The sequence below is a fragment of the Pseudorhodobacter antarcticus genome (assembly GCF_900110135.1).
Lineage (GTDB): Bacteria > Pseudomonadota > Alphaproteobacteria > Rhodobacterales > Rhodobacteraceae > Pseudorhodobacter > Pseudorhodobacter antarcticus.
In genome coordinates this window covers 110,801-132,524 of record NZ_FOCO01000002.1, presented here as the reverse complement: position 1 = coordinate 132,524, position 21,724 = coordinate 110,801, and the positions used below count along the sequence as shown (strand labels likewise).

Annotated in this window: 20 protein-coding genes; 12 read left to right on the top strand and 8 right to left on the bottom strand. The window is 61.6% G+C overall.

Features of this window, described 5'->3' with window-relative positions; genetic code table 11:
• Together BMY36_RS01655 and BMY36_RS01650 are read right to left on the bottom strand one after the other, a co-directional pair.
• The gene (locus tag BMY36_RS01655; RefSeq protein WP_050518720.1) at positions 1-1,530 is read right to left on the bottom strand and encodes a cryptochrome/photolyase family protein; all 1,530 of its coding nucleotides are present in this window, start codon (positions 1,528-1,530) and stop codon (positions 1-3) included.
• The gene (locus BMY36_RS01650; protein ID WP_050518721.1) at positions 1,524-2,174 is read right to left on the bottom strand and encodes an SDR family NAD(P)-dependent oxidoreductase; all 651 of its coding nucleotides are present in this window, start codon (positions 2,172-2,174) and stop codon (positions 1,524-1,526) included. Before BMY36_RS01650 ends, BMY36_RS01655 begins: the two co-directional genes overlap by 7 nt.
• A 268-nt stretch (positions 2,175-2,442) precedes the next feature.
• Here BMY36_RS01650 and BMY36_RS01645 point away from each other — a divergent pair, with 268 nt between their 5' ends.
• The 8 genes from BMY36_RS01645 to BMY36_RS01610 all read left to right on the top strand — a co-directional run bounded on the left by BMY36_RS01645 (position 2,443) and on the right by BMY36_RS01610 (position 12,407).
• Positions 2,443-4,020, top strand: coding sequence for a 2-isopropylmalate synthase (locus BMY36_RS01645; protein ID WP_050518722.1), 1,578 nt, complete (start codon positions 2,443-2,445; stop codon positions 4,018-4,020).
• Between the two features lie 262 nt (positions 4,021-4,282).
• A complete protein-coding gene (locus BMY36_RS01640) occupies positions 4,283-5,320 on the top strand; it encodes a rod shape-determining protein (RefSeq protein WP_050518723.1) in 1,038 nt (345 codons plus the stop codon).
• A 25-nt stretch (positions 5,321-5,345) separates the two neighbouring features.
• Positions 5,346-6,257: a rod shape-determining protein MreC gene (gene mreC, locus BMY36_RS01635; RefSeq protein ID WP_050518832.1), complete on the top strand. Its 912-nt coding sequence runs from the start codon at positions 5,346-5,348 to the stop codon at positions 6,255-6,257.
• Positions 6,258-6,797: a hypothetical protein gene (locus tag BMY36_RS01630; protein WP_050518724.1), complete on the top strand. Its 540-nt coding sequence runs from the start codon at positions 6,258-6,260 to the stop codon at positions 6,795-6,797.
• Positions 6,794-8,734 carry a penicillin-binding protein 2 gene (gene mrdA, locus BMY36_RS01625; RefSeq protein ID WP_050518725.1) on the top strand — a complete coding sequence of 647 codons (1,941 nt, stop codon included), beginning with the start codon at positions 6,794-6,796 and terminating at the stop codon, positions 8,732-8,734. The genes BMY36_RS01630 and mrdA overlap by 4 nt, the downstream gene beginning before the upstream one ends.
• Positions 8,731-9,870: a rod shape-determining protein RodA gene (gene rodA / locus BMY36_RS01620; protein ID WP_050518726.1), complete on the top strand. Its 1,140-nt coding sequence runs from the start codon at positions 8,731-8,733 to the stop codon at positions 9,868-9,870. The genes mrdA and rodA overlap by 4 nt, the downstream gene beginning before the upstream one ends.
• Before the next feature lie 121 nt (positions 9,871-9,991).
• Complete coding sequence (locus BMY36_RS01615) at positions 9,992-10,924, top strand: 2-hydroxyacid dehydrogenase (RefSeq protein ID WP_050518727.1); 933 nt, start codon at positions 9,992-9,994, stop codon at positions 10,922-10,924.
• A 244-nt stretch (positions 10,925-11,168) separates the two neighbouring features.
• Positions 11,169-12,407, top strand: coding sequence for an NAD(P)/FAD-dependent oxidoreductase (locus BMY36_RS01610; RefSeq protein ID WP_050518728.1), 1,239 nt, complete (start codon positions 11,169-11,171; stop codon positions 12,405-12,407).
• Positions 12,408-12,673: 266 nt separating this feature from the next.
• On the opposite strand, the gene BMY36_RS01605 is transcribed toward BMY36_RS01610, so the two are convergent.
• A complete protein-coding gene (locus BMY36_RS01605; RefSeq protein WP_050518729.1) occupies positions 12,674-13,660 on the bottom strand; it encodes a 2-hydroxyacid dehydrogenase in 987 nt (328 codons plus the stop codon).
• Between the two features lie 85 nt (positions 13,661-13,745).
• Here BMY36_RS01605 and BMY36_RS01600 point away from each other — a divergent pair, with 85 nt between their 5' ends.
• Together BMY36_RS01600 and BMY36_RS01595 are read left to right on the top strand one after the other, a co-directional pair.
• On the top strand, positions 13,746-14,357 hold the full coding sequence (locus tag BMY36_RS01600) for an SH3 domain-containing protein (RefSeq protein WP_050518730.1): 612 nt from the start codon (positions 13,746-13,748) through the stop codon (positions 14,355-14,357).
• Positions 14,358-14,372: 15 nt separating this feature from the next.
• Positions 14,373-15,251 carry a cation diffusion facilitator family transporter gene (locus BMY36_RS01595; protein WP_050518731.1) on the top strand — a complete coding sequence of 293 codons (879 nt, stop codon included), beginning with the start codon at positions 14,373-14,375 and terminating at the stop codon, positions 15,249-15,251.
• Here BMY36_RS01595 and BMY36_RS01590 read toward each other — a convergent pair.
• From BMY36_RS01590 to BMY36_RS01575, 4 genes are all read right to left on the bottom strand, one after another.
• Positions 15,248-16,018 (bottom strand): ABC transporter permease, encoded by a 771-nt coding sequence (locus BMY36_RS01590; RefSeq protein ID WP_050518732.1) that lies wholly within the window; start codon positions 16,016-16,018, stop codon positions 15,248-15,250. The two genes, BMY36_RS01595 and BMY36_RS01590, sit on opposite strands and share 4 nt — an antisense overlap.
• Positions 16,015-16,749, bottom strand: coding sequence for an ABC transporter permease (locus BMY36_RS01585; RefSeq protein WP_050518733.1), 735 nt, complete (start codon positions 16,747-16,749; stop codon positions 16,015-16,017). Before BMY36_RS01585 ends, BMY36_RS01590 begins: the two co-directional genes overlap by 4 nt.
• Positions 16,750-16,752: 3 nt before the next feature.
• The gene (locus tag BMY36_RS01580; RefSeq protein ID WP_050518734.1) at positions 16,753-17,511 is read right to left on the bottom strand and encodes a transporter substrate-binding domain-containing protein; all 759 of its coding nucleotides are present in this window, start codon (positions 17,509-17,511) and stop codon (positions 16,753-16,755) included.
• Between the two features lie 64 nt (positions 17,512-17,575).
• Positions 17,576-18,349, bottom strand: a complete 774-nt coding sequence (locus BMY36_RS01575) for an ABC transporter ATP-binding protein (RefSeq protein WP_050518735.1) — start codon at positions 18,347-18,349, stop codon at positions 17,576-17,578.
• 78 nt (positions 18,350-18,427) lie between these two features.
• Here BMY36_RS01575 and BMY36_RS01570 point away from each other — a divergent pair, with 78 nt between their 5' ends.
• Both BMY36_RS01570 and BMY36_RS01565 read left to right on the top strand, forming a co-directional pair.
• Positions 18,428-19,609, top strand: coding sequence for a pyridoxal phosphate-dependent aminotransferase (locus BMY36_RS01570; RefSeq protein ID WP_050518736.1), 1,182 nt, complete (start codon positions 18,428-18,430; stop codon positions 19,607-19,609).
• Positions 19,606-21,165, top strand: coding sequence for a 5-guanidino-2-oxopentanoate decarboxylase (locus BMY36_RS01565; protein WP_050518737.1), 1,560 nt, complete (start codon positions 19,606-19,608; stop codon positions 21,163-21,165). Before BMY36_RS01570 ends, BMY36_RS01565 begins: the two co-directional genes overlap by 4 nt.
• Positions 21,166-21,213: 48 nt before the next feature.
• Here BMY36_RS01565 and BMY36_RS01560 read toward each other — a convergent pair whose 3' ends face one another.
• On the bottom strand, positions 21,214-21,696 hold the full coding sequence (locus BMY36_RS01560; RefSeq protein ID WP_050518833.1) for an Hsp20 family protein: 483 nt from the start codon (positions 21,694-21,696) through the stop codon (positions 21,214-21,216).
• Between the last annotated feature and the right edge of the window lie 28 nt (positions 21,697-21,724).

The following is a 21,724-nucleotide window of genomic DNA, read 5'->3' as shown; positions in this document are numbered from 1 at the left end:
TTACACCACCTTGCCCGCGTCCAACCGCGCCAGAATATCGGTCGATGTTTCCAAAACTTGCGCTTGGTGCGCAGGGGTCATTTTATCCCATGTGCGCACCATTTGGCCCATGCGCGGGTTTTTCGCCAACACATCGCGGTGGCGCTGCACGAAATCCCAAAACAGCGAGTTGAACGGGCAGGCATCCGGCCCGGTTTTTTCCGCCACCTTATAGGCGCAGCTGCCGCAATAATCCGACATGCGGTTGATATAAGCCCCCGACGCCGCGTAGGGTTTGGACGCAAGCAGGCCCCCATCGGCAAACTGGCTCATCCCCAAGGTGTTCGGCGCCTCCACCCATTCAAACGCATCAATATAGACGGCCAGATACCATTCGTGCAGATGCGCCGGGTCAATGCCCGCCAGCAGGCCAAAGGTGCCCGTAACCATCAAGCGTTGGATGTGGTGCGCATAGGCGTGGTCGCGGGTTTGCGCCACCGATTGCGACAGGCAGGTCATGCGGGTTTTGCCGCCCCAATACAGCGGCGGCAGCGCGCGGCTGTGGCCCAGCGCATTGCGGGACGTGTAATCCGGCCCCTGATGGAAATAGATGCCGCGCACAAATTCGCGCCAGCCGATGATCTGGCGAATGAACCCTTCGACCGCGTTCAAGGGCGCTTTGCCTTTTTGATGCGCGGTGGCGGCGGCTTGGCACACCTCCAGCGGCGAGAGCAGGCCGATGTTTAGGTAAGGCGACAGCAGCGAATGGGAAATGAACGGCGCGTCCATCAGCATGGCGTCTTGTTCATCGCCAAATCGCGGCAAGCTGTGGGTGATGAAGTGGTGCAAGGCTTGTAAGGCCCCTGCCCGGTCGGTCGCCCAATGAAACGGGCGCAAGCGGCCAAAATGGTCGGGAAATTCGGTTTCCACCAAGGCCAGCACTTCGTCAGTCACTTGGTCCAGTTCAAACCGCAACGCCTGCGGGCGCAGCATATCTTGGGCGGCGCGTTTGCGGTTGTCGTGGTCAAAATTCCACTGGCCGCCTGTGGGCTGGTCGCCGTCCATCAACAACCCGGTTTTGCGCCGCATGTCGCGGTAAAACCATTCCATCCGCAACTGTTTGCGCCCGTCCGCCCATGTGTCGAAATCGGCGTGGCTGGCGATGAAACGGTCGTCTTCCAGGATGGTCACGTCCAATGGCACGTCTTGCAACGCGGCGATCAACCTCCATTCGCCGGGGCGGGTGGCGGTGACATGGGTGCGCGAAAATTCCGCCGCGCGGCGCAATAACTCGCCACTGATGGAGTGGGAATTGTCCGCGTCATCCAGCCGGGTATAGGCGACCTGCCAGCCCTTTGCGCCCAGTTCTGCCGCAAATTTGCGCATCGCGGTCAGCACCAGCGCGATCTTTTGCGGATGATGCGGGGCATAAGTGCCCTCGGCCCGCACCTCGGCCATGACCACCACATCGTGCGCGGGGTTGGCGGATTTGAGGGCTGCAATATCAAGCGACAGTTGATCCCCAAGGATCAGGATCAGCCGCCCTACCATGGCACGGTTTTGCCCGCAAAATCATAAAAACCGCCGGTTTGTGCTGGCGTTAAGCCGTCCAAAACGCGGGTCAAATTTGCCGCCGCCTCCTCTGGTGGTACGGTGGGATGGTTGCCAACATATTTGGCGGTAAAATCGGTCGCGACCGTGCCGGGGTGCAGCAGCGCCAGCACCGCCTGTTTGTGGGTGCGCGCCAGTTCAATCGCCGCCGTATGCACCAATTGGTTCAGCGCGGCCTTGGCCGTGCGGTAGGAATACCAGCCGCCCATACCGTTGTCGCCAATCGACCCGACCCGCGCCGACAAGATGCCAATGCGGGCAGGCGTGTCGCGGGGCAACAGGGGAATAAGGTGTTTCAGCAGCAGAATGGGCCCAAGCGCGTTGGTGTCAAACTGGGCGCGCAAGCCCTCGGGCGTTACGGCGCGCAAGGCTTTTTCGGGGGTGTGCGGGCCAATTTCCAGCGCACCTGTGGCGATGAACACGGTGTCAAATGGCCCTTCCAATTCTGCCAGTGCGGCCTTGATGCTGGCTTCATCCGTCACGTCCAAACCATTCGCGCTGCGTGAAATGCCTTGCGCCCCAAGGGCCGCCACTAATGCCGCCCCAATACCGCCCGACGCCCCGATCACCAAAGATTTTGCCATAACACTCCCCTATTCCATGTCACAAATAGCGCCCCCCCCGCCCTAAACAACCCCGCATTTTTAGGGTTTTCATTCGCAAATCCTTGGCTATAGTCGCCTCATGGCACAGGATTTGATCATTTCAATCGACGCAGGCGCAATCAGCCCCCCCCCCCCCCGTGCCCTCCTCCTTCTTAGCCTCATCTGAGCGTGCCCTTGGGTGCGAACGCTCGGATGTGAACAGCGCCCTGAACCGCCGCTAACCGATAATTTACCAGAGAGAATCCAGATGACCGATAAAAGCACGCAGCCCCGTGTCTTGATTTTTGACACCACTTTGCGCGATGGCGAACAAAGCCCCGGTGCCACCATGACCCATGATGAAAAGCTGGAAATTGCCGCCAGTCTGGACGAAATGGGCGTTGATATCATCGAGGCAGGCTTTCCCATCGCGTCTGAGGGCGACTTTGCGGCCGTGTCCGAAATTGCCCGCCAAGCGAAAACTGCGCAAATTTGCGGGCTGGCACGCGCCAATTTCAAGGATATTGACCGCTGCTGGGATGCGGTGAAACACGCGCGTTTCCCCCGCATCCACACGTTTATTGGCACATCGCCGCTGCACCGCGCCATTCCGAATTTGGATATGGACCAGATGGCCGAGCGCATCCATGAAACTGTTACCCATGCGCGCAATCTGTGCGACAATGTGCAATGGTCGCCAATGGATGCCACCCGCACCGAACATGATTATTTGTGCCGCGTGGTGGAAATCGCGATCAAGGCGGGGGCGACCACCATCAACATCCCCGACACCGTGGGATACACCGCGCCCCGCGAAAGTGCAGCATTGATCCGCATGTTGTTGGACCGCGTGCCGGGCGCGGACAACATCATTTTCGCCACCCATTGCCACAATGATCTGGGCATGGCGACCGCCAATTCGCTGGCGGCAGTCGAGGCGGGCGCGCGCCAAATTGAATGTACGATCAACGGCCTTGGCGAACGCGCGGGCAACACCGCGTTGGAGGAAGTCGTGATGGCCCTGCGCGTGCGCAATGACATTATGCCCTACCGCACTGGCGTGGACACGACCAAGATCATGGCGATCAGCCGCCGGGTTGCCACCGTTTCCGGCTTTGCGGTGCAGTTTAACAAAGCGATTGTCGGCAAAAACGCCTTTGCGCATGAAAGCGGCATCCACCAAGATGGTATGTTGAAAAACCGCGAGACGTTTGAGGTGATGCGCCCTGAAGATGTGGGTTTGTCGGGCACATCCTTGCCTTTGGGCAAACATTCCGGGCGCGCGGCGTTGCGGGCCAAGATGAAGGATTTGGGGTTTGATCTGGCCGACAACCAGTTGAACGACGCCTTTGTGCGCTTCAAGGCACTGGCCGACCGCAAGAAGGAGGTGTTCGACGACGATCTGATCGCCTTGGTCCAAGACAGCGCGACAAACACCGCGCATGACACCTTGCAAGTCAAACGCCTGCGCGTGGTTTGCGGCACCGATGGGCCACAAGAGGCGGAGCTGACCCTGTCGATTGAAGGCAAGGACCATTCGATTGACGCCACGGGCGATGGCCCGGTGGATGCGGCGTTTAATGCGGTGAAAATGCTGTATCCGCACAAGGCGCGTTTGCAGCTGTATCAGGTGCAAGCCGTGACTGAAGGCACCGATGCGCAAGCCACCGTTTCTGTCCGGCTGGAGGAAAATGGTGCGATTGCCACAGGCCAATCGGCAGACACCGACACCATCGTCGCATCCGTGCGGGCCTATGTGAACGCGTTGAATCGGCTGATCGTGCGGCGCGAAAAGGCCGAAATGGGCTATGATACCAAAGGTGTCAGCTACAAAGATCAAGGCTAATCGCATTTTTTCGTGAGCGGTCTGAATTTGTGATTATCAAACATTGGTGGCGGGAAATTGCCACCAATACCCGAAATACCATCCTAAATCGAACCTATCCACAGGGTCACGCCGCCCAAGTGACAGCCCCCACGGGCGAGAAGGCACGCATGACGCGTGCCGTGACCCTTTCCCTTATCCGCCCCATATCTTACAAGAACACGCCTGCCTTAGATATCTGAGTCGCGGGCGCTTTGCGGCAACCTACAAGGATGGCTTCAGCATGTGGTTTTTTTCGGGTCTGTTCTCGTCCGATATGGCGATCGACCTTGGCACGGCGAACACGCTTGTCTACATCCGAGGCAAAGGCATTGTGCTGAATGAACCGTCCGTTGTGGCCTATCACACCAAGGATGGCAAAAAGGTCGTGCTGGCCGTGGGCGAGGATGCCAAGCTGATGCTGGGCCGCACGCCGGGCAGCATCGAGGCTATCCGCCCGATGCGCGACGGCGTGATTGCAGATTTTGAAGCGGCCGAAGAAATGATCAAGCATTTCATCCGCAAAGTTCACAAACGCACCACATTTTCGAAACCGAAGATCATCGTTTGCGTGCCGTATGGCGCGACCCCGGTGGAAAAGCGCGCAATCCGTCAGTCGGTTTTGTCGGCGGGCGCACGCCGCGCGGGGCTGATTGCCGAACCGATTGCAGCGGCGATTGGCGCGGGCATGCCGATCACCGACCCCACCGGTAACATGGTGGTGGATATTGGCGGCGGCACCACCGAGGTGGCCGTGCTGTCGCTGGGCGATATCGTCTATGCACGCTCCGTGCGCGTGGGCGGCGACCGGATGGATGAAGCGATTATCAACTACTTGCGCCGTCACCAAAACTTGCTGATCGGCGAATCCACCGCCGAACGCATCAAAACCAGCATCGGCACCGCACGGATGCCCGATGATGGGCGTGGCAGTTCCATGACCATTCGTGGCCGTGATTTGCTGAACGGCGTGCCAAAAGAAACCGAGATCAACCAAGCCCAAGTGGCCGAGGCGTTGGCCGAACCCGTGCAGCAAATTTGCGACGCGGTGATGCAAGCGTTGGAAGCAACACCGCCCGACCTTGCTGCCGATATTGTGGACCGGGGCGTGATGTTGACTGGCGGCGGTGCGCTGTTGGGCGATCTGGATTTGGCGCTGCGCGAACAAACCGGGCTTTCCGTCTCCGTCGCTAACGAATCGTTGAACTGCGTGGCCCTTGGCACGGGCAAGGCGTTGGAATATGAAAAACAGCTCCGCCATGTCATTGATTACGACAGCTAAGGGCGGCGTTTAACGCGAGGCTTTGGTGGCAAAGAACCGCATATCCCCCGACGAATACACCCGCCCGCTGCGCAGGATTTTGGTGGGGTTGCTGGTGTTTGCGCTGGTGTCGCTGTTTTTGGTGTGGCGCATTGACAGCCCGCGCGTGGAACGGTTTCGCACCGCGTTGGTGGACCGGATGGTGCCCAGTTTTGAATGGGCCTTGGTGCCCGTGACCAAAGCCGCCGACATGGTGGAAAGTTTCCAATCCTACGCCAACCTTTATGACCAAAACCAAGAGCTGCGGCGCGAATTGCAGCAGATGAAGGCCTGGAAAGAGGCAGCGCTGCAACTGGAGCAGAAAAATGCCCGGCTGATGGATTTGAACCAAGTGCGGCTGGACCCCAAACTGACCCATGTGACGGGCGTGGTTTTGGCCGACAGCGGCAGCCCGTTTCGCCAATCGGTGTTGCTGAATGTGGGCGCACGCGATGGCTTGCAAGATGGCTGGGCCACGATGGATGGCATTGGCCTTGTGGGTCGGATTTCGGGCGTGGGGAACCGCACCGCGCGGGTGATTTTGCTGACCGACAGCAACAGCCGAATTCCGGTGATCGCCCAACCATCGGGCCAGCGCGGCCTGTTATCGGGCGATAACACCGCCCGCCCGCCGTTAGAATTTTTGGAAAAGCCAGACCTCGTGCGCCCCGGCGACCAAGTTGTGACGTCAGGCGATGGCGGTGTGTTTCCGGCGGGCCTGCTGGTGGGCAGTGTGGTGCAAGGCGCGGACAGGCGGTTGCGCGTGGCCTTGTCTGCCGATTACGAGCGGTTGGAATTTTTGCGCGTGCTGCGCAGCCATGCTGTGGAACCGATCACCGATGCGGGCAATCTGATTGCTATTCCGGCCGCCAAGGCCCCGCAGGTCCAGACCAAAGCCCCCGCCACGGTGAGCCAATAGATGTTTGAACGTTGGGGCGACAGCCTGTGGGCCTACCGCGCGGCGTTTGTGCTGATCGCTTTGGGCGTTTTGTTCGTGCGCATGTTGCCGCTGGGCAGTGTCGCGGGCGATTGGCCCGGCCCCGATATCATGCTGTGTTTGATGCTGGCTTGGGTCACGCAGCGCCCCGATCATTTGCCGATGGGGCTGCTTGCGCTGGTCGTGCTGGCCGAGGATATGATCTTGATGCGCCCCCCCGGCCTGTGGGCTGCGATTGTGATCTTGGCCACCGAATTTCTGCGCGCCCGGTCCAGCCTAACGCGCGAATTGGGGTTTGTGGCCGAATGGATTTTGATCGCGGGGGTGATGATTGCAATGCTTTTGGCCTACCGTTTGGCCTTTGCGATCGCCTTTATGTCGCAGCCCGGCTTTGGCTTTGCTTTTGCGCAGACGGTCGGGTCCATTTTGATGTATCCTGTGGTGGTGTGGGTGCTGCGGGTGGCCTTGCAATTGCGCAAACTCACCCCCGGCGAACTTGACGCAAAGGGAAGACGCCTATGAGACGATCTGCCCGCGACACGGAAGAAAGTGCTGGTAAAATCACCCGGCGTGGCCTGCTTTTGGGGGGTTCCATGGCGGCCGTGGTGGCCGTGCTGGGCGCACGGATGCGCCATATGCAGGTCGACCAAGCCGATGAATTTCGCCTACTGGCCGAGGATAACCGCATTTCCATTCGCCTGATCCCGCCTGCGCGCGGCTTGATCATGGACCGCAACGGCAAGCTGATTGCGGGCAACGAACAAAATTACCGCGTGGTGATCAGTCGCGATGATGCAGGCAACGTCGAGGATGTGCTGAACCGTTTGTCCGGCATCTTGCCCATCGCGCCGGAGGATTTTGACCGCGCGCTAAAGGATGCGCGCCGCCGCAGCCCCCTGCCCATTATCGTGGCAGACCGCCTGTCGTGGGACGATGTCTCCAAAGTTGCTATCAATGCCCCCGCTCTGCCCGGCGTCGCACCCGAGGTGGGGTTAAGCCGTATTTATCCGCGCGATACCGATTTTGCGCATGTCGTAGGCTATGTGGGCCCGGTCAGCGACAGTGATCTAGCCAAGCTGGAAGAACCCGACCCCCTGCTGCAAACCCCGAAATTCCAGATCGGCAAGATCGGTGTGGAAACGTGGATGGAGGATGCGTTGCGTGGCAAAGCGGGCAACCGCAGGGTGGAGGTGAACGCCGTGGGCCGCGTCATGCGCGAACTGGGCCGCCAAGAAGGGGTTGCTGGCGGCGATGTGCTGCTGACCATCGACGCCGATGTGCAAAATTATACCCAGGCGCGACTGGGCGAGGAATCTGCTGCCGCCGTGGTCATGGATGTGAACAATGGCGATTTGATCGCGGTGGTGTCTGCGCCGTCGTTCGATCCAAACCTGTTTGTGCGCGGCATTTCACACAATGATTACAACGCATTGACCGAAAACGACCACCGACCATTGGCGAATAAATCGGTGGCGGGGGCTTATCCGCCCGGCTCCACCTTCAAAATGGTGACCGCTTTGGCGGCGTTGGAGGCGGGGGTGGCGACCACCGCATCTTCGGTCAATTGCCCCGGCTACCTAGAGGTGGGCGGCCGCCGTTTCCACTGTTGGAGCAGGCGCGGCCACGGGCGCGTGGACCTTGACCGCGCCCTGTCCGAAAGCTGCGATGTGTATTTTTACGATCTTGCGTTGAAAGTGGGCATCGACAAAATCGCGGAAATGGGCCGCAAATTGGGACTTGGCGAACGGCACAACATTCCGATGTCGGCGATCACCGAAGGGTTGATGCCGAATAAAGCGTGGAAACAGGAACGCTACGGTACGGATTGGCGGATTGGCGATACGGTCAACGCGTCGATTGGCCAAGGCTATGTGCTGACCTCGCCTTTGCAACTGGCGGTGATGACCGCGCGGTTGGCCACGGGAAAATCGGTGGTGCCGCGACTGGTGCAAAGCGTGGGTGGGGTGGCCGAACCCTTTGATGCAGGACAGCCCATGGGGCTGACGCCCGATATGCTGGATGCGGTGCATAAGGGAATGTATGCGGTTTGCAACAGCCAACGCGGCACGGCTTATGGGTCGCGGGTGGATGATAAAACGCTGAAAATGTCGGGCAAAACCGGCACCAGCCAAGTGCGCAATATCAGTGCGGCGGAACGCGCGCGCGGTGTTATCAGCAACGCCAACCTGCCGTGGGACCGGCGCGACCACGCGCTGTTTGTCGGCTATGCGCCCTATGACGCGCCGCGCTATGCGGTGGCGGTGGTGGTGGAACATGGTGGCGGCGGGTCCACCGCGGCGGCCCCGATTGGCCGCGATTTGCTGCTGCGCGCGCTGAGCGATGGGATCCCGCCCACCTCCGCCTATCCCGCATCGCAGCGCAACCGCATAGACACGATGCACCGCAACCTGCCCCTGCGCGCGCCCGATGGCACCCCCCCAGAAAGCACCCGCGCATGACCTTTCTGGAATACCGCCTGAAAACCGTCCCCACGGGGCCGACCAAGCTGTTGCATGTCAACTGGCCCCTTGTGGTCTTGCTGATCGCCATCGCATCGGTCGGGTTTTTGATGCTGTATTCAGTGGCCGGCGGGCGGATGGGGGTTTGGGCGGAACCGCAGATGAAACGCTTTGCAGCGGGTCTGGCTGTGATGTTTTTCGTGGGTTTCGTACCGATCTGGTTTTGGCGCAACATGGCGGCAATTGCCTATGGAGGGTCCGTGCTGCTGCTGGTTGGCGTGGAATTTTTCGGCTCAGTCGGCATGGGCGCACAGCGCTGGATTGAAATCGGGCCGCTGCGTTTGCAGCCGTCTGAATTGGCAAAAGTCACCTTGGTGATGCTGCTGGCCGCCTATTACGACTGGCTGGATATCCGCAAAACATCGCGCCCGGTTTGGGTATTGATCCCGATTGCCTTCATCATGCTGCCCACCGCTTTGGTGCTTGTGCAACCCGATCTGGGCACCGCCTTGCTGTTGATGACCGGGGGCGCGGTGGTGATGTTTTGCGCGGGCGTCAGCTGGTGGTATTTTGGCGCGGTGGCGGGGATGCTGGTGGGCGCTGTGGCGGGGGTGTTTGCATCGCGTGGCACGGGCTGGCAATTGCTGAAAGATTACCAATACCGCCGGATTGACACGTTCCTTGATCCGTCAAGTGACCCGCTTGGCGCGGGATATCACATTTCACAGGCGAAAATTGCGCTGGGGTCGGGTGGCTGGGCCGGGCGCGGGTTCATGCAAGGCACGCAAAGCCGGCTCAACTTTTTGCCCGAAAAACACACCGACTTCATCTTTACCACCTTGGCCGAGGAGTTTGGCTTTATCGGTGCGTTTTCCTTGCTCATCCTCTATGCTTTGGTGCTGGCGTTTTGCATCTCCAGCGCGATACAGAACAAGGATCGCTTTGCCAGCCTTATGACGCTTGGTATCGCTGCCACCTTCTTTTTCTACTTTTCGGTCAATATGCTGATGGTGATGGGCTTGGCCCCGGTGGTGGGCGTGCCGCTGCCTTTGGTATCATATGGCGGATCGTCGATGCTGGTGCTGATGGCCGCGTTTGGGCTGGTCCAAAGCGCGCATATCCACCGCCCGCGCTGATCGCTGCCGCCGGGTTTTAGGTATTTAAGCCAAGATGAATAGCAAGAAACAGGCTTTGCAATTCGGCTTGGTCCAAATACCTCTCCGCCGCCCGCCCCATAACCCGTTATAGGAGCTGCACATGATCCAAATCTATTTCGCCGCAGGGGCGCGCCTTTGGCCCGGATACGCCGCACCGTTGCGCGCGGCACTGGACGATGCGGGCATTGTGGCAAGCCTGACGCCCGATTGCGCCGATCCTGCGATGGTCGATTATATCATCTTTGCCCCCGGGGGCGACATCAGCGATTTCAGCCCCTACACCCGCTGCAATGCGGTTTTGAACCTGTGGGCCGGGGTGGAAAAGATAGTGGGCAACCCGACATTGACGCAGCCCTTGTGCCGCATGGTGGACCCCGCGCTGACGCAAGGGATGGTGGAATGGGTGCTGGGCCACACGCTGCGCCACCATCTGGGCATGGACCGCCACATCACCAATCCCACCCACACTTGGGACCCGACCTGCCCCCCGCTCGCCGCCGAACGCCCCGTGACCCTTTTGGGTATGGGGGCATTGGGGGCTGCCTGTGCCCACGCTTTGCAGGCCGTTGGCTTTCCGGTGACGGGGTGGAGCAGGACCGCGAAATCGGTACCGGATGTGGCGCTGCATCATGGCGACGCAGGATTGGTCGCGGCGCTGACGGGGGCTGCGATTGTGGTCTTACTGCTGCCCAAAACGCCGGCGACGGAAAACATCCTGAACGCGCAAACTTTGGCCTTGCTCGCCCCGGGTGCCGCCGTCCTGAACCCTGGCCGTGGCCATTTGATTGATGACGCAGCTTTGCTTGCGGCCCTTGATACAGGCCATTTGGGCCACGCCACGCTGGATGTGTTTCGCACGGAACCCCTGCCCGCAGACCACGCATTTTGGGCGCATCCCCGCGTGACCGTCACCCCCCATGTGGCCGCAGAAACTCGGCCCAGTTCCGCCTCTCGGGTGGTTATCGAAAACATCCGCCGGGCGCAGGCAGGTGCGCCGTTGCTGCATTTGGTGGACAAGTCGCGCGGCTATTGAAATTGGCCCCCCCAATTGGGGGCTGGCATTGTCGCAACCCTCGCGGTAGCGTTTTGATAAACCGGTCAGGGGTGCCCCCCGGACCGCCCGCCCAAAAGGAATGTTGCATATGCTGGGAAACATGGCCTTTGAGGCGCACCCCATCGCCCCCCATAACGCGGATTATGCCCGGTTTGGGACCACCAAGGCGGAGGAGGTGAGGCGAGACAACACCCACCGTTTGTCTAAGGAGTGCTGGTAGATCATGGTGGCGCAAGTGGAGGTTGCGGTGATTGGGGCGGGCGTGATTGGATTGTCCATCGCGCTGCGGCTGGCGGATGCGGGGCACGGCGTGGTGGTGATCGACCCTGCCCCGCCGGGGTCTGGCGCGTCGTTTGGCAATGCGGGGACGATCGCCGATTATGCGATCCAGCCCGTGGGCAGCCCGGATGTTTTGCGCGCCTTGCCTTCGCTTTTGTTTGACAAAAATTCGCCGCTGTCCATCAGGCGGGCGGCCTTGCCGAGTTTGACGCCGTGGCTGTTGCGGTTCGCGCGGCAATCTTTGCCCGCTGCCGCGCGGCGCAATGCGCAGGCGATTGCGGGGTTGATGGCGGACGCACTGCCGGGGTGGGAGGATTTGGCCGCGCGGATTGGCGGCACGGATGTGCTGATCCGGCGCGGGTGTTTTTATTTGTATGAGACTGCGCGGGGCGCGCAGGCGGCGCGGGCGGATTTGGATTTTCGGCGCGGCCTTGGGGTTTCGGTGGAGATGCTGGGGGCGGCGGAGGTGGCCGCGATGGAACCGGGTTTGCCGGAGATGCCGGGCGGGGCTGCGTATTTTCCGCAGGCGGTTTTCATGGCTGACCCCGGTGTGATGGTGGCCCGGTTGGCGGTTGCGGCGCGGGCAGCGGGGGTTCAATTTTTATCGGCGCGGGTGGACGGGTTGGCGCGCGGGGTGACGGGGGTTCGGCTGACGGGGGTGGGCCTTGATTTGGTGGCGCGGCGGGTTGTGGTGGCGGCGGGTGCCCATTCAAAACCGCTGGCGCGGGCGGCGGGGGATAGGGTGCCGCTGGATACCGAGCGCGGCTATCATGTGGAGTGGGATATGGAGGTGCCACGGCTGTCGCGGCCCTGCTGCCCCACATCGCGCGGGTTTTATCTGTGCCCGATGCAGGGGCGGTTGCGGGTTGCGGGGACGGTGGAATTGGGGGGGACCGAGGCCCCCGCGTCCCGCCACCGGATTGAGAAATTGGTCGAAGGGGCGCGGGCGTTTTTCCCCGACCTTGGGCCGCCCGACCGGGAGTGGATGGGATTTCGCCCGTCGATGCCCGACAGCTTGCCCGTGATTGGGCCAAGCCGTGGCGGGGGGGAGGTTATCCATGCGTTTGGGCATGGGCATGTGGGGCTGACGCTGGCCCCTGTTACGGCGGGTTTGGTGGCGGATTTGGTGGCGGGGCGCGACCCGGGGGCGCGGATTGTGCCGTGTTTGCCATCGCGGTTTTAGGCGCGGTTTTGAGGTGCATTTGAGGTGCGATACGGGGGGTGCATCGCGCGCGATGCGCGCGGTAAGGATTTGATTTTACAGGGAGAGTGTTTTTCTGTTTACCAAATCTTAACCTGCGATCCGCGCCATGGGCTGTCGCCGCGAAACAGCCCATAGGGCGCATTTCGCGGCCCCCTTTGGTTATCTGGACCCAACATTGACGCGATGCGGCACGCATCAAGGAATGGCGGGAGCGCCCCCTGTTTGCAGACCTACGGCATGCCCTTTTACAGCATACCGGGCACGACTTGATCGGGCGGGCGGTGACCATCGGCAAAGGTTTTGATGTTGATGATGACTTTTTCACCCATCTCGGCGCGCCCTTCGACGGTGGCGGAGCCCATATGGGGCAGCAGCACCACGTTGGGCAGTTCGCGCAATCGCGGGTTCACTTCGTGCCCATGTTCGAACACATCGAGGCCCGCGCCCGCCAATTCGCCTGCGCGCAAGCCCCGCGTCAGAGCGTTTTCGTCAATCACTTCGCCGCGCGAGGTGTTCACGATGACTGCCGTGGGCTTCATCAACTTCAGCCGCCGCGCGTTCATCAGGTGGAAGGTGGAGGGTGTATGCGGGCAGTTGATGGAGATAATGTCCATCCGGCTGACCATTTGATCAAGGCTTTCCCAATAGGTGGCACCCAGCACATCCTCTTGTTCCGGGCGCAGGCGTTTGCGGTTGTGATAGTGGATTTGCATGCCAAACGCCGCCGCACGCCGTGCCACCGCTTGGCCGATGCGGCCCATGCCAAGGATGCCCAAGCGCCGCCCACCAATGCGACCGCCCAAATGGGCCATTGGCGACCAGCCTTTCCATGCGCCGCCCTGCATTTCCGCCAGCCCTTGCGGGATGTTGCGGGTCACGGCCAATATTAGGGCCAGCGTCATATCGGCGGTATCATCGGTCACAACGCCCGGCGTGTTGGAAACAAGGATGCCGCGTTGGCGGGCCGATGCCACGTCGATATGGTCCACGCCCGCGCCGTAATTGGCGATTAGTTTCAATTTCTCACCAGCTTGCGCCAGCAAATTCGCGTCGATTTGATCGGTGACGCAGGGGACCAGCACATCGGCGCGACGCATCGCGGCCCCAAGTTCGTCGCGGGTCATTTTGGCGTCGGGGTCGCGCAATTCGACGTTAAACAACTCCTTCATGCGGGTTTCAACGGTTTCGGGCAAGCGGCGCGTGACGACAACGGTTAGGCGCGGTACTGGCATGAAAATTCCCCGATTCACTTTCAAATCTTTTGCATTAATGGCAAGGTGACGCCAAGCGGGGCGACGTACAAGCCCCGGAACGGCAATGATCGGCAACAAAGACGGCAAACCCGCCTGCGCGGGGGCCAAGGAATACAGGCGGACGGGATTTATGCGAGTGTGGGTAAAGGTTTTTGCGGCGGTTTTGGTGCTGGGGTTGCCAATGGCGGCCCCTGTGGTGGCGCAAGATCTGACCAAAGAGCAGATTGAGGCAGAGGTTTTGGCGGGCACGCGCGGGGCGGTCACACGTTTGCCCCTGCCCCGCTATGTGTCCTTGAAAACCAGTGAGGGCAATGCGCGGCGCGGGCCGGGCCTGACGCACCGGATTGATTGGGTGTTCACCCGCGCGGGCATGCCGCTGCGCATCACCGCCGAATATGAAAACTGGCGGCGGATTGAAGATGCCGAAGGCGCGGGCGGTTGGGTGCATTATTCGCTGTTATCGGGCACGCGCAGCGCGTTGGTCAGTGACGCGGTGTTGGATTTGCGCGCCCAGCCGATGGCCGAGGCGGCGGTGGTGCTGCATGCCGAAGCGGGCGTGATTGCGCGGGTTTTGGAATGTCGCGCGGAATGGTGCCGGTTGAGCGTGGAAGGCGAGCGCGGTTGGGCGATAAAGACCGCGTTTTGGGGGGTGCGGCCGGATGAGATTTTTGACTGATTTGGCGGGCGTGCGATGAGCGGGCCGGATGCCACACGGATGAACCTGTCGGCGGGCGCCGCGTCGGTTATTGTCGCCAGTTTGTTGGTGGCGCTGAAGCTGTGGGCGCTGGGGGAAACCGGGGCGCTGTCGGTGGCGGCGTCGCTGGCGGACAGCGCGATGGATTTGATGGTCAGTTTGGGGGCGATTGCGGCGATTATCTATGCCGCGCGCCCGGCGGATGAGGACCATGAGTTTGGCCATTCATCCGCCGAGGATTTGGCCGCGTTGGGGCAATCGCTGTTCATTCTAATCTCGGCGGGTGTGATTGGGTGGGCGGCGGTGCGGCGGTTGATCACCGCGCAGCCCGAGCGGTTGCAGGCCGAGGGGGCGGGGATTGCCGCGATGGTGGTGTCGATCGTTTTGACGCTGGCGTTGGTTGCGTGGCAGACGCGGGTGGCGCGGTTGACGGGCAACAAGGTGGTGAAGGCGGACCGGCTGCATTATTTGGGCGATTTGCTGCCGAATTTGGGGGCGATTGCGTCGCTCTATGCCTCCGCCCGCTTTGGGTTGATCCAGATTGACAGTGTGATGGCGCTGGCCGCGGCGGGGATGTTGGTGATTGGTGCGTTGAAAATTGGACGCGGGGCGTGGGATGCGTTGATGGACCGCGCGGCCGATGCCGACGTTGTGGAGGGGATTGCGACCTTGGCGCGCGACTGGCCGGGGGTGGTGGGGTTTCACGATCTGAAAACGCGGATGTCGGGCAGCAAAGTGTTTGTGCATTTGCACATTGAATTGGACGGGGATTTGAGTTTGCGCGAGGCGCATGAAATTGGCGCGGGGTTGAAGCGGACCATTCTGCTGGCCTATCCGCAGGCGGATGTGATTATTCACAAGGACGTGGCGCGTTAAGCGACCCGCGAGGGGATGCGGTTTTCCAGCCAGCGAAACGCCAGCACGATTAGCCCTGTGATGACCATATAGACCACAGCGAGCAGCAGCAGGGGTTCATAGACGATGAACGTATCTTGGCGCACGCGGCTGGCGACGGCGTAGATGTCGACGACTGTGATGGTGGCGACCAAGGGCGTTGCTTTGAGTTGCAGCACGGTTTCGCCACCAAGCGTTGGCAATGCGCGTTGGATGGCGAGTGGCAGCCAGATGCGGCGCAGGATGGTGGTGCGGGGCATGCCCATGGCGCGCGCGGCCTCTAGCTGGCCCCCCGGCACGCCTTTGAATGCGCCGCGCATCACCTCCCCTTCATAGCCTGCGAAGCTGAGGGTGAGGGCGACCACGGCATAGGGCCAGGCTTGGCGCAGGTAGGGCCAGAGGTCACTTTCGCGAATGGCGGGGAATTGCGGGAACAAGGAGCCGAGGCCGTAGTAGAGGAGCCAGAGTTGCAGCAAGAGCGGCGTGCCCCGGATGACGGTGCAAAAGATGCGGGCGGGGGCGGCGAGATACCACGGGCCAGCGGCCTGGGCGAGGCCCAAGGGGATGGCAATGAGGAAGCCGAGGGTGGCGGTGACGGCGAGCAGCCAGAGGGTGCGCCAGATGCCTTGGCCGATCAGGGGCAGGTATTTCGGCAGCCAATCCCAGCGCAGCAAAAGCGCGCAAGCGAGGATGATGGCGATTGCAATGGCGGCCATGACGATGCGGTGGGGGTGCCAGAAATTGGTCATGTGCTGGGCCGTTGGCCGCGCCGCGCCCAGCGTTCGATGATTGCAAAGATGAGGGTGGAGACGAGGGTGATGAGGAGGTAAAGCGCCCCGGCAGCGAGGAAAAAGGTGAGAAATGCCTTGGTGGATGATGCGGCTTGACGGGTTTGCAGCGTGAGTTCGGCAAAGCCGACGATGGCCAAGAGGGCGGTATCCTTGGTCGCGATCAGCCACAGGTTGGCAAGGCCGGGGATGGCGTTGGACAGCATCAGGGGCAGCGTGATGCGCCATGCGGTGCGCATTGGCGGCATGCCCATGGCGCGCGCGGCCTCTAGCTGGCCTGCGGGCACGGCGAGGATAGCGCCGCGAATAACTTCGGTCGCGTAGGCGCCTTGGACGACACCAAGAACGGCGATGCCCGCCGCCACGCCCGATATTTGGATGCGGGCGTAGCCGAAGGCGACCATCGCTTGGTTCACCAAATCGGTCACGGCGAAATAAAGGATGAGGATGAGGACGAGTTCGGGCACGGCGCGCACCACGGTGGTGTAGACCGCCAAAAGGTCGCGGGTGACGGGGCCGCCGTGCAGTTTGCCGAACGCGCCTGCGGTGCCGATGATCAACCCAACGGCGTAAGCCCCAAGGGCGATCTGGATGGAATTGGCCAGACCGCGCATAAGGTTGGCCCCCCAGCCCGGTGGCGACCATGCCAGCAGGCTGAGGGTTGGAAACGCCGTAATCAGCGCTTCCCACATGGGTTAGCCGCCGTAGATCGAGCTGTCGAAATAGGGCGCGGAGATGGTGTCATACGTCCCATCGGCGATAACTTTGGCGATGCCTGCGTTGAATTTTTCGGCCAGCGCGGTGTCACCTTTGCGCAGACCGACGCCCACACCTTGGCCCAAGATCGCCTGATCATCGGGCACAGCACCCATCATTTCGCAACACGCCCCGGCATCGGATTTTAGGAACGCATCCAGCGCGATGCTGTCGGCTTGGGTGGCGTCAATGCGGCCTGCGACAAGGTCTTGGTTCGCTTCATCCTGGGTTTGATAAAGCTTGATTTGCGCCCCGCTGAAATGGGTTTGCGCGTAATCTTGGTGGATGGTGGAGACTTGGACACCAAGGATTTTGCCTGCCAACCCTTCGGCATTTGGCGCGATGCCAGCGCCTTTGGCTGCGATGATCACGGTGGGGGTGTTGTAGTATTTGTTCGAAAAATCAATTGTTTGCATCCGGTCTGCGGTGATCGACATGGAGGCCATTATCGCATCGACCTGACCCGATGTTAGCGAAGGGATGATGCCATCCCATGCGACGGGGGTGATCACGCAGTCCATTTCGGCGGCAGCACAGACCGCGTTGATCATGTCCACTTCCCAGCCTGTCCAGTTGCCAGCGGCATCGGGCGCGGCAAAAGGGGGATAGGGTTCAGAGGCGATGCCAACCTTGACGGGTTCGGCATAGGCGGCGGTGCCAAGGGCGAGGGCCGCGAGGGTGAGGGTTAGTTTTTTCATTTGTAGTCTCCTTCTGTTGGTTCGTTTTTTGATTTGTTCGTTTTTTGATAATATTGGCGAGGAATTAGCCCACAGTCGCAAGAAATTGTTGCAATCGTTCAGATTTTGGCGCGGCGAACAATTGGTCGGGTGGCCCCTCCTCCTCAATCACGCCATTGTGGAGGTAGATGACGTGGCTTGCCACCTCACGCGCGAATTTCATTTCGTGGGTGACAAGGATCATGGTGCGGCCTTCGGTTGCCAGATCGCGGATGACGCCCAGCACCTCACCCACCAATTCGGGGTCGAGTGCGGATGTGGGTTCATCAAACAGCATGGCGCGGGGGTTTATGGCAAGGGCGCGGGCAATGGCGGCGCGTTGCTGCTGGCCCCCCGACATGAAGGCGGGATAGGTGTTTTCCTTATCGGCCAGCCCGACCCGGTCGAGCAGGGCGCGGGCACGGGTGATCGCCTGATCCTTGGGGATTTTTAGGACTTGGGTCGGCACCTCGATCAAATTTTCCAGCACGGTTTTGTGGGACCACAGGTTGAATTGCTGGAACACCATGCCAAGGCTTTGGCGCAGATTTTCGATTTGTTTGCGGTTGGCGGGTTGGCCATCTGGGCGCAAGGCAACCTCCTGCCCGCCAATGATAATGCGGCCGGAGGTGGGGGTTTCAAGGAAGTTGATGCAGCGCAGCATGGTGGATTTGCCGGAGCCGGAGCCGCCGATGATCGCCACCACATCGCCTTGATGCGCGGTTAGATTGACGCCTTTAAGCACCTCCAGTGGGCCAAAGGATTTGTGCAACCGTTCCACGCGGATCGCCTCAACGCTGGGTGTGTTTGGTGCAGTCATGGGTCCATCATCAAGTTCACCATTGCAGTACACCCGCCAAGGCGTGATTGTGCAAGCCATAATTTGGGGGCGATTGGCATGAGATATGCAGCGGTGACGGAGCGTTTGGCGGGGTTGGGCGGGGCGAAATGGGCGGTGCATGCCCGCGCGCGCGCGATGAAGGCCGAGGGGCGAGCGGTGATTGAGCTGACGATTGGCGAGCCGGATGTGGCCACGCCGGACGCGTTGATGGACGTGGCGGCGGCGGCGATGCGGGCGGGGCGCACGGGATATTCCAATGGGCAAGGCGAGGCGGCGCTGCTGCGTGCGCTGGCCGATCGGTATTCGGCGCGGCGCGGGCGGGCGATTACGCCGGCGCAAATTATGTGTTTTCCGGGCACGCAGACCACGCTTTATGCGGTGTTGATGGGGTTGGTGGGGGCCGGCGATGAGGTGCTGGTGGGCGACCCTATGTATGCAACCTATGAAGGGTTGATCGCGGCCACGGGGGCGGTGGCCGTGCCTGTGCCATTGCGCGCGAATACGGGATTTCGGGTTGCGGCGGATGATATTGCGGCGCGGGTCACGCCTGCCACGCGGGTTATCATGTTGAATTCGCCGCACAACCCGACTGGCGCGGTTTTGACCCGTGCCGATTTTGCGGCGATTGGCGCGGTGGCAAAGGCACATGATCTGTGGATTTTGTGCGACGAGGTGTATGAGGATTTGGTGTTTGAGGGCGTGACCTTTGCGTCGCCGCTGGACCTGCCAGATTTGGCGGAGCGGGTGATTGTGGCATCGTCTATTTCCAAAAGCCATGCGGCGCCGGGGTTTCGGTCGGGGTGGTGCGTGGGGCCGGAGGCGTTTGTGCAGGCCTTGTTGCCGCTGTCCGAAACCATGTTGTTTGGCAACCAGCCGTTCATCGCGGATATGACGGCGGCGGCGATTAAGGCGGGGTCGCCGGTGGCTGTGGGGATGTGCGCACGGTTTGCGCGGCGGGCGGATTTGGTGTTTGACGCGCTGGACGGCGTGGCGGGGTTGGCGGTGCACAGGCCGGATGCGGGGATGTTTGCGCTGGTCGATGTGGGCACGGACGGCGAGGCGTTTGCGCTGGCGTTGCTGGAGGCCGAGGGAGTCGCGGTGATGCCGGGGCCATCGTTCGGGGCGGCGTTGCGGGGGTGGGTGCGGGTGAGTTTGACACAGCCCGATGATGTGATCGCGGAGGCTTGCGTGCGGATTGCGCGGTTTGCGCCAAAATTTTCGGGCGGGCAGCGGACATGACGACCGTGGGCGAGGCGTTGACCCAAGGCCTGCGCGCGCGGGGCGTTGAGGTGGTTTTTGGCATCCCCGGCGTGCATACGATTGAGCTGTATCGCGGGCTGGCGGGGTCGGGGATGCGCCATGTGACGCCGCGCCATGAACAAGGGGCGGGGTTTATGGCCGATGGATATGCCCGCGTTTCGGGGCGGCCGGGGGTGGCGTTTGTGATCACCGGGCCGGGGGTGACCAACACGCTAACCGCGATGGCGCAGGCGCGGGCGGATAGCGTGCCGATGCTGGTGATTTCGGGGGTCAATCGGCGGGGCAGTTTGGGGCTGGGCATGGGCGCGTTGCATGAATTGCCCGACCAAGCGGGGTTGGTGGGCGCGCTGTGCCCCAGTTTTCAAGTGACATCGCCGGAGGTGTTGGAGCAGTGTTTGGATAGGGCCTTTGCCGCGATGTTGGGGGGGCGGCCCGGCCCGGTGCATATTGAGGTGCCGGTGGATGTGATGGGGATGGCGGCGGTGGAGGTTGGCGCGCCGCTGCCTGTGCCTGTGGCAGCCCCTTGCCCCGATTTGGTGGCGCAAGCGGTGGGTTGGTTGGCGGCGGCGCGGCGGCCCGTGATTTTGGCGGGCGGGGGCGCACGGCGGGCGGATGTGGCGGGGCTGGCGGCTGCGCTGGACGCGCCGGTGGTGCAGACGGTGAACGGGCGCGGGATTTGCCAAGGGACACTGTCGGTGGCGGCATCGCCCAGTTTGGATGCGGTGCGGGCGTTGATTGCGGCGTCCGATCAAGTGCTTGCGATTGGCACCGAATTTGGGCCGACCGATTATGACATGTATGTGCGGGGCGGATTTCCCGATGTGTCGGGGATGATCCGCGTGGATATTTGTGGTCAGCAACTGGCGCGGCATCAGGCACGGGTGGTCCTTCAGGGCGATGCGGCGGCGGTGGTGGCGGCGCTGATTGCGGGTTTGCCTGCGCGCGCGGGCGGCGATGGGGCGGCGCGGGCACAGGCCAGTTTGGCGGCGGCGCGGGCAGAGGTGGCGGGCCTTGGCGCGGCCATGCCGGGGCAGATTGCGATGCTGGAAGCGCTGCGGGACGCCGTGCCGGGCGCGATTGTAGTGGGCGACAGCACGCAGCCGGTTTATGCGGGGAATTTGCTGTATGACCACGACCGCGCGGGCGGTTGGTTCAACGCGGCCACGGGATATGGCGCGCTGGGGTTTGCAACGGGGGCGGCGGTGGGGGCAGCGATTGCGGCCCCCGATGCCCGCGTGTTTTGCCTGATTGGCGATGGCGGGTTGCAGTTTTCGCCAGCAGAGCTGCGCGTGGCGGTGGATGAGGGGTTGGACATCACCTATTTGGTTTGGAACAACGCCGGATATGGGGAAATTGCCGATGCGATGCGGGCGGCGGGCACGGAGGTGATTGGCTGCGCACCGTCACCGCTGGGATTGGAGGCGTTCGCGCGGGCCTGTGATTTGCCCTATGTTTGCATTGCACCCGATGCGGCGCAGTTGGCGGCGGCGGTGGGCGCGCGCGGGCCGCGACTGATTGAAATTCGCGATTATTGAGGGCGCGCCCCGCCCTTGATGAAAGAGGCAGGCGCGCCCGGTTTTAAGTTAGGTTTCAACGGTTTCCGGCAGATTGTTCGCGATGCGTGGCTGGATAGGCCGCTGCGGGCTGCGCGCAATTTCGATGCGGCGGGGCTTCAACGCCTCGGGCATTTCGCGCACCAGTTCGATGTGCAGCATACCGTTTTCGTGCACGGCACCCGTGACGCGCATATGATCGGCCAGCGCGAAACGGCGGGCAAAGGCGCGGGTGGCGATGCCACGGTGCAGGAATTGGCGCGGCGCATCTTCATCCCCTTTGCGGGCGGCGACGATCAAAGTGGCATCGCGCACCTCCACGCTTAATTCGTCCGGGGTGAAGCCTGCGACGGCGATGGAAATGCGGTAATCATTTTCATCAGTCTTTTCAATGTTATAGGGGGGATAGCTGGGCTGGGCCAAATCGGCGGTCAGCGCGCGGTCCATCATATCGGCCACGCGGTCAAAGCCGATTGTGGCGCGGTAAAGCGGCGTTAGGTCGAAATTACGCATATCATCCTCCGTAAAGCGATGCGTGCGG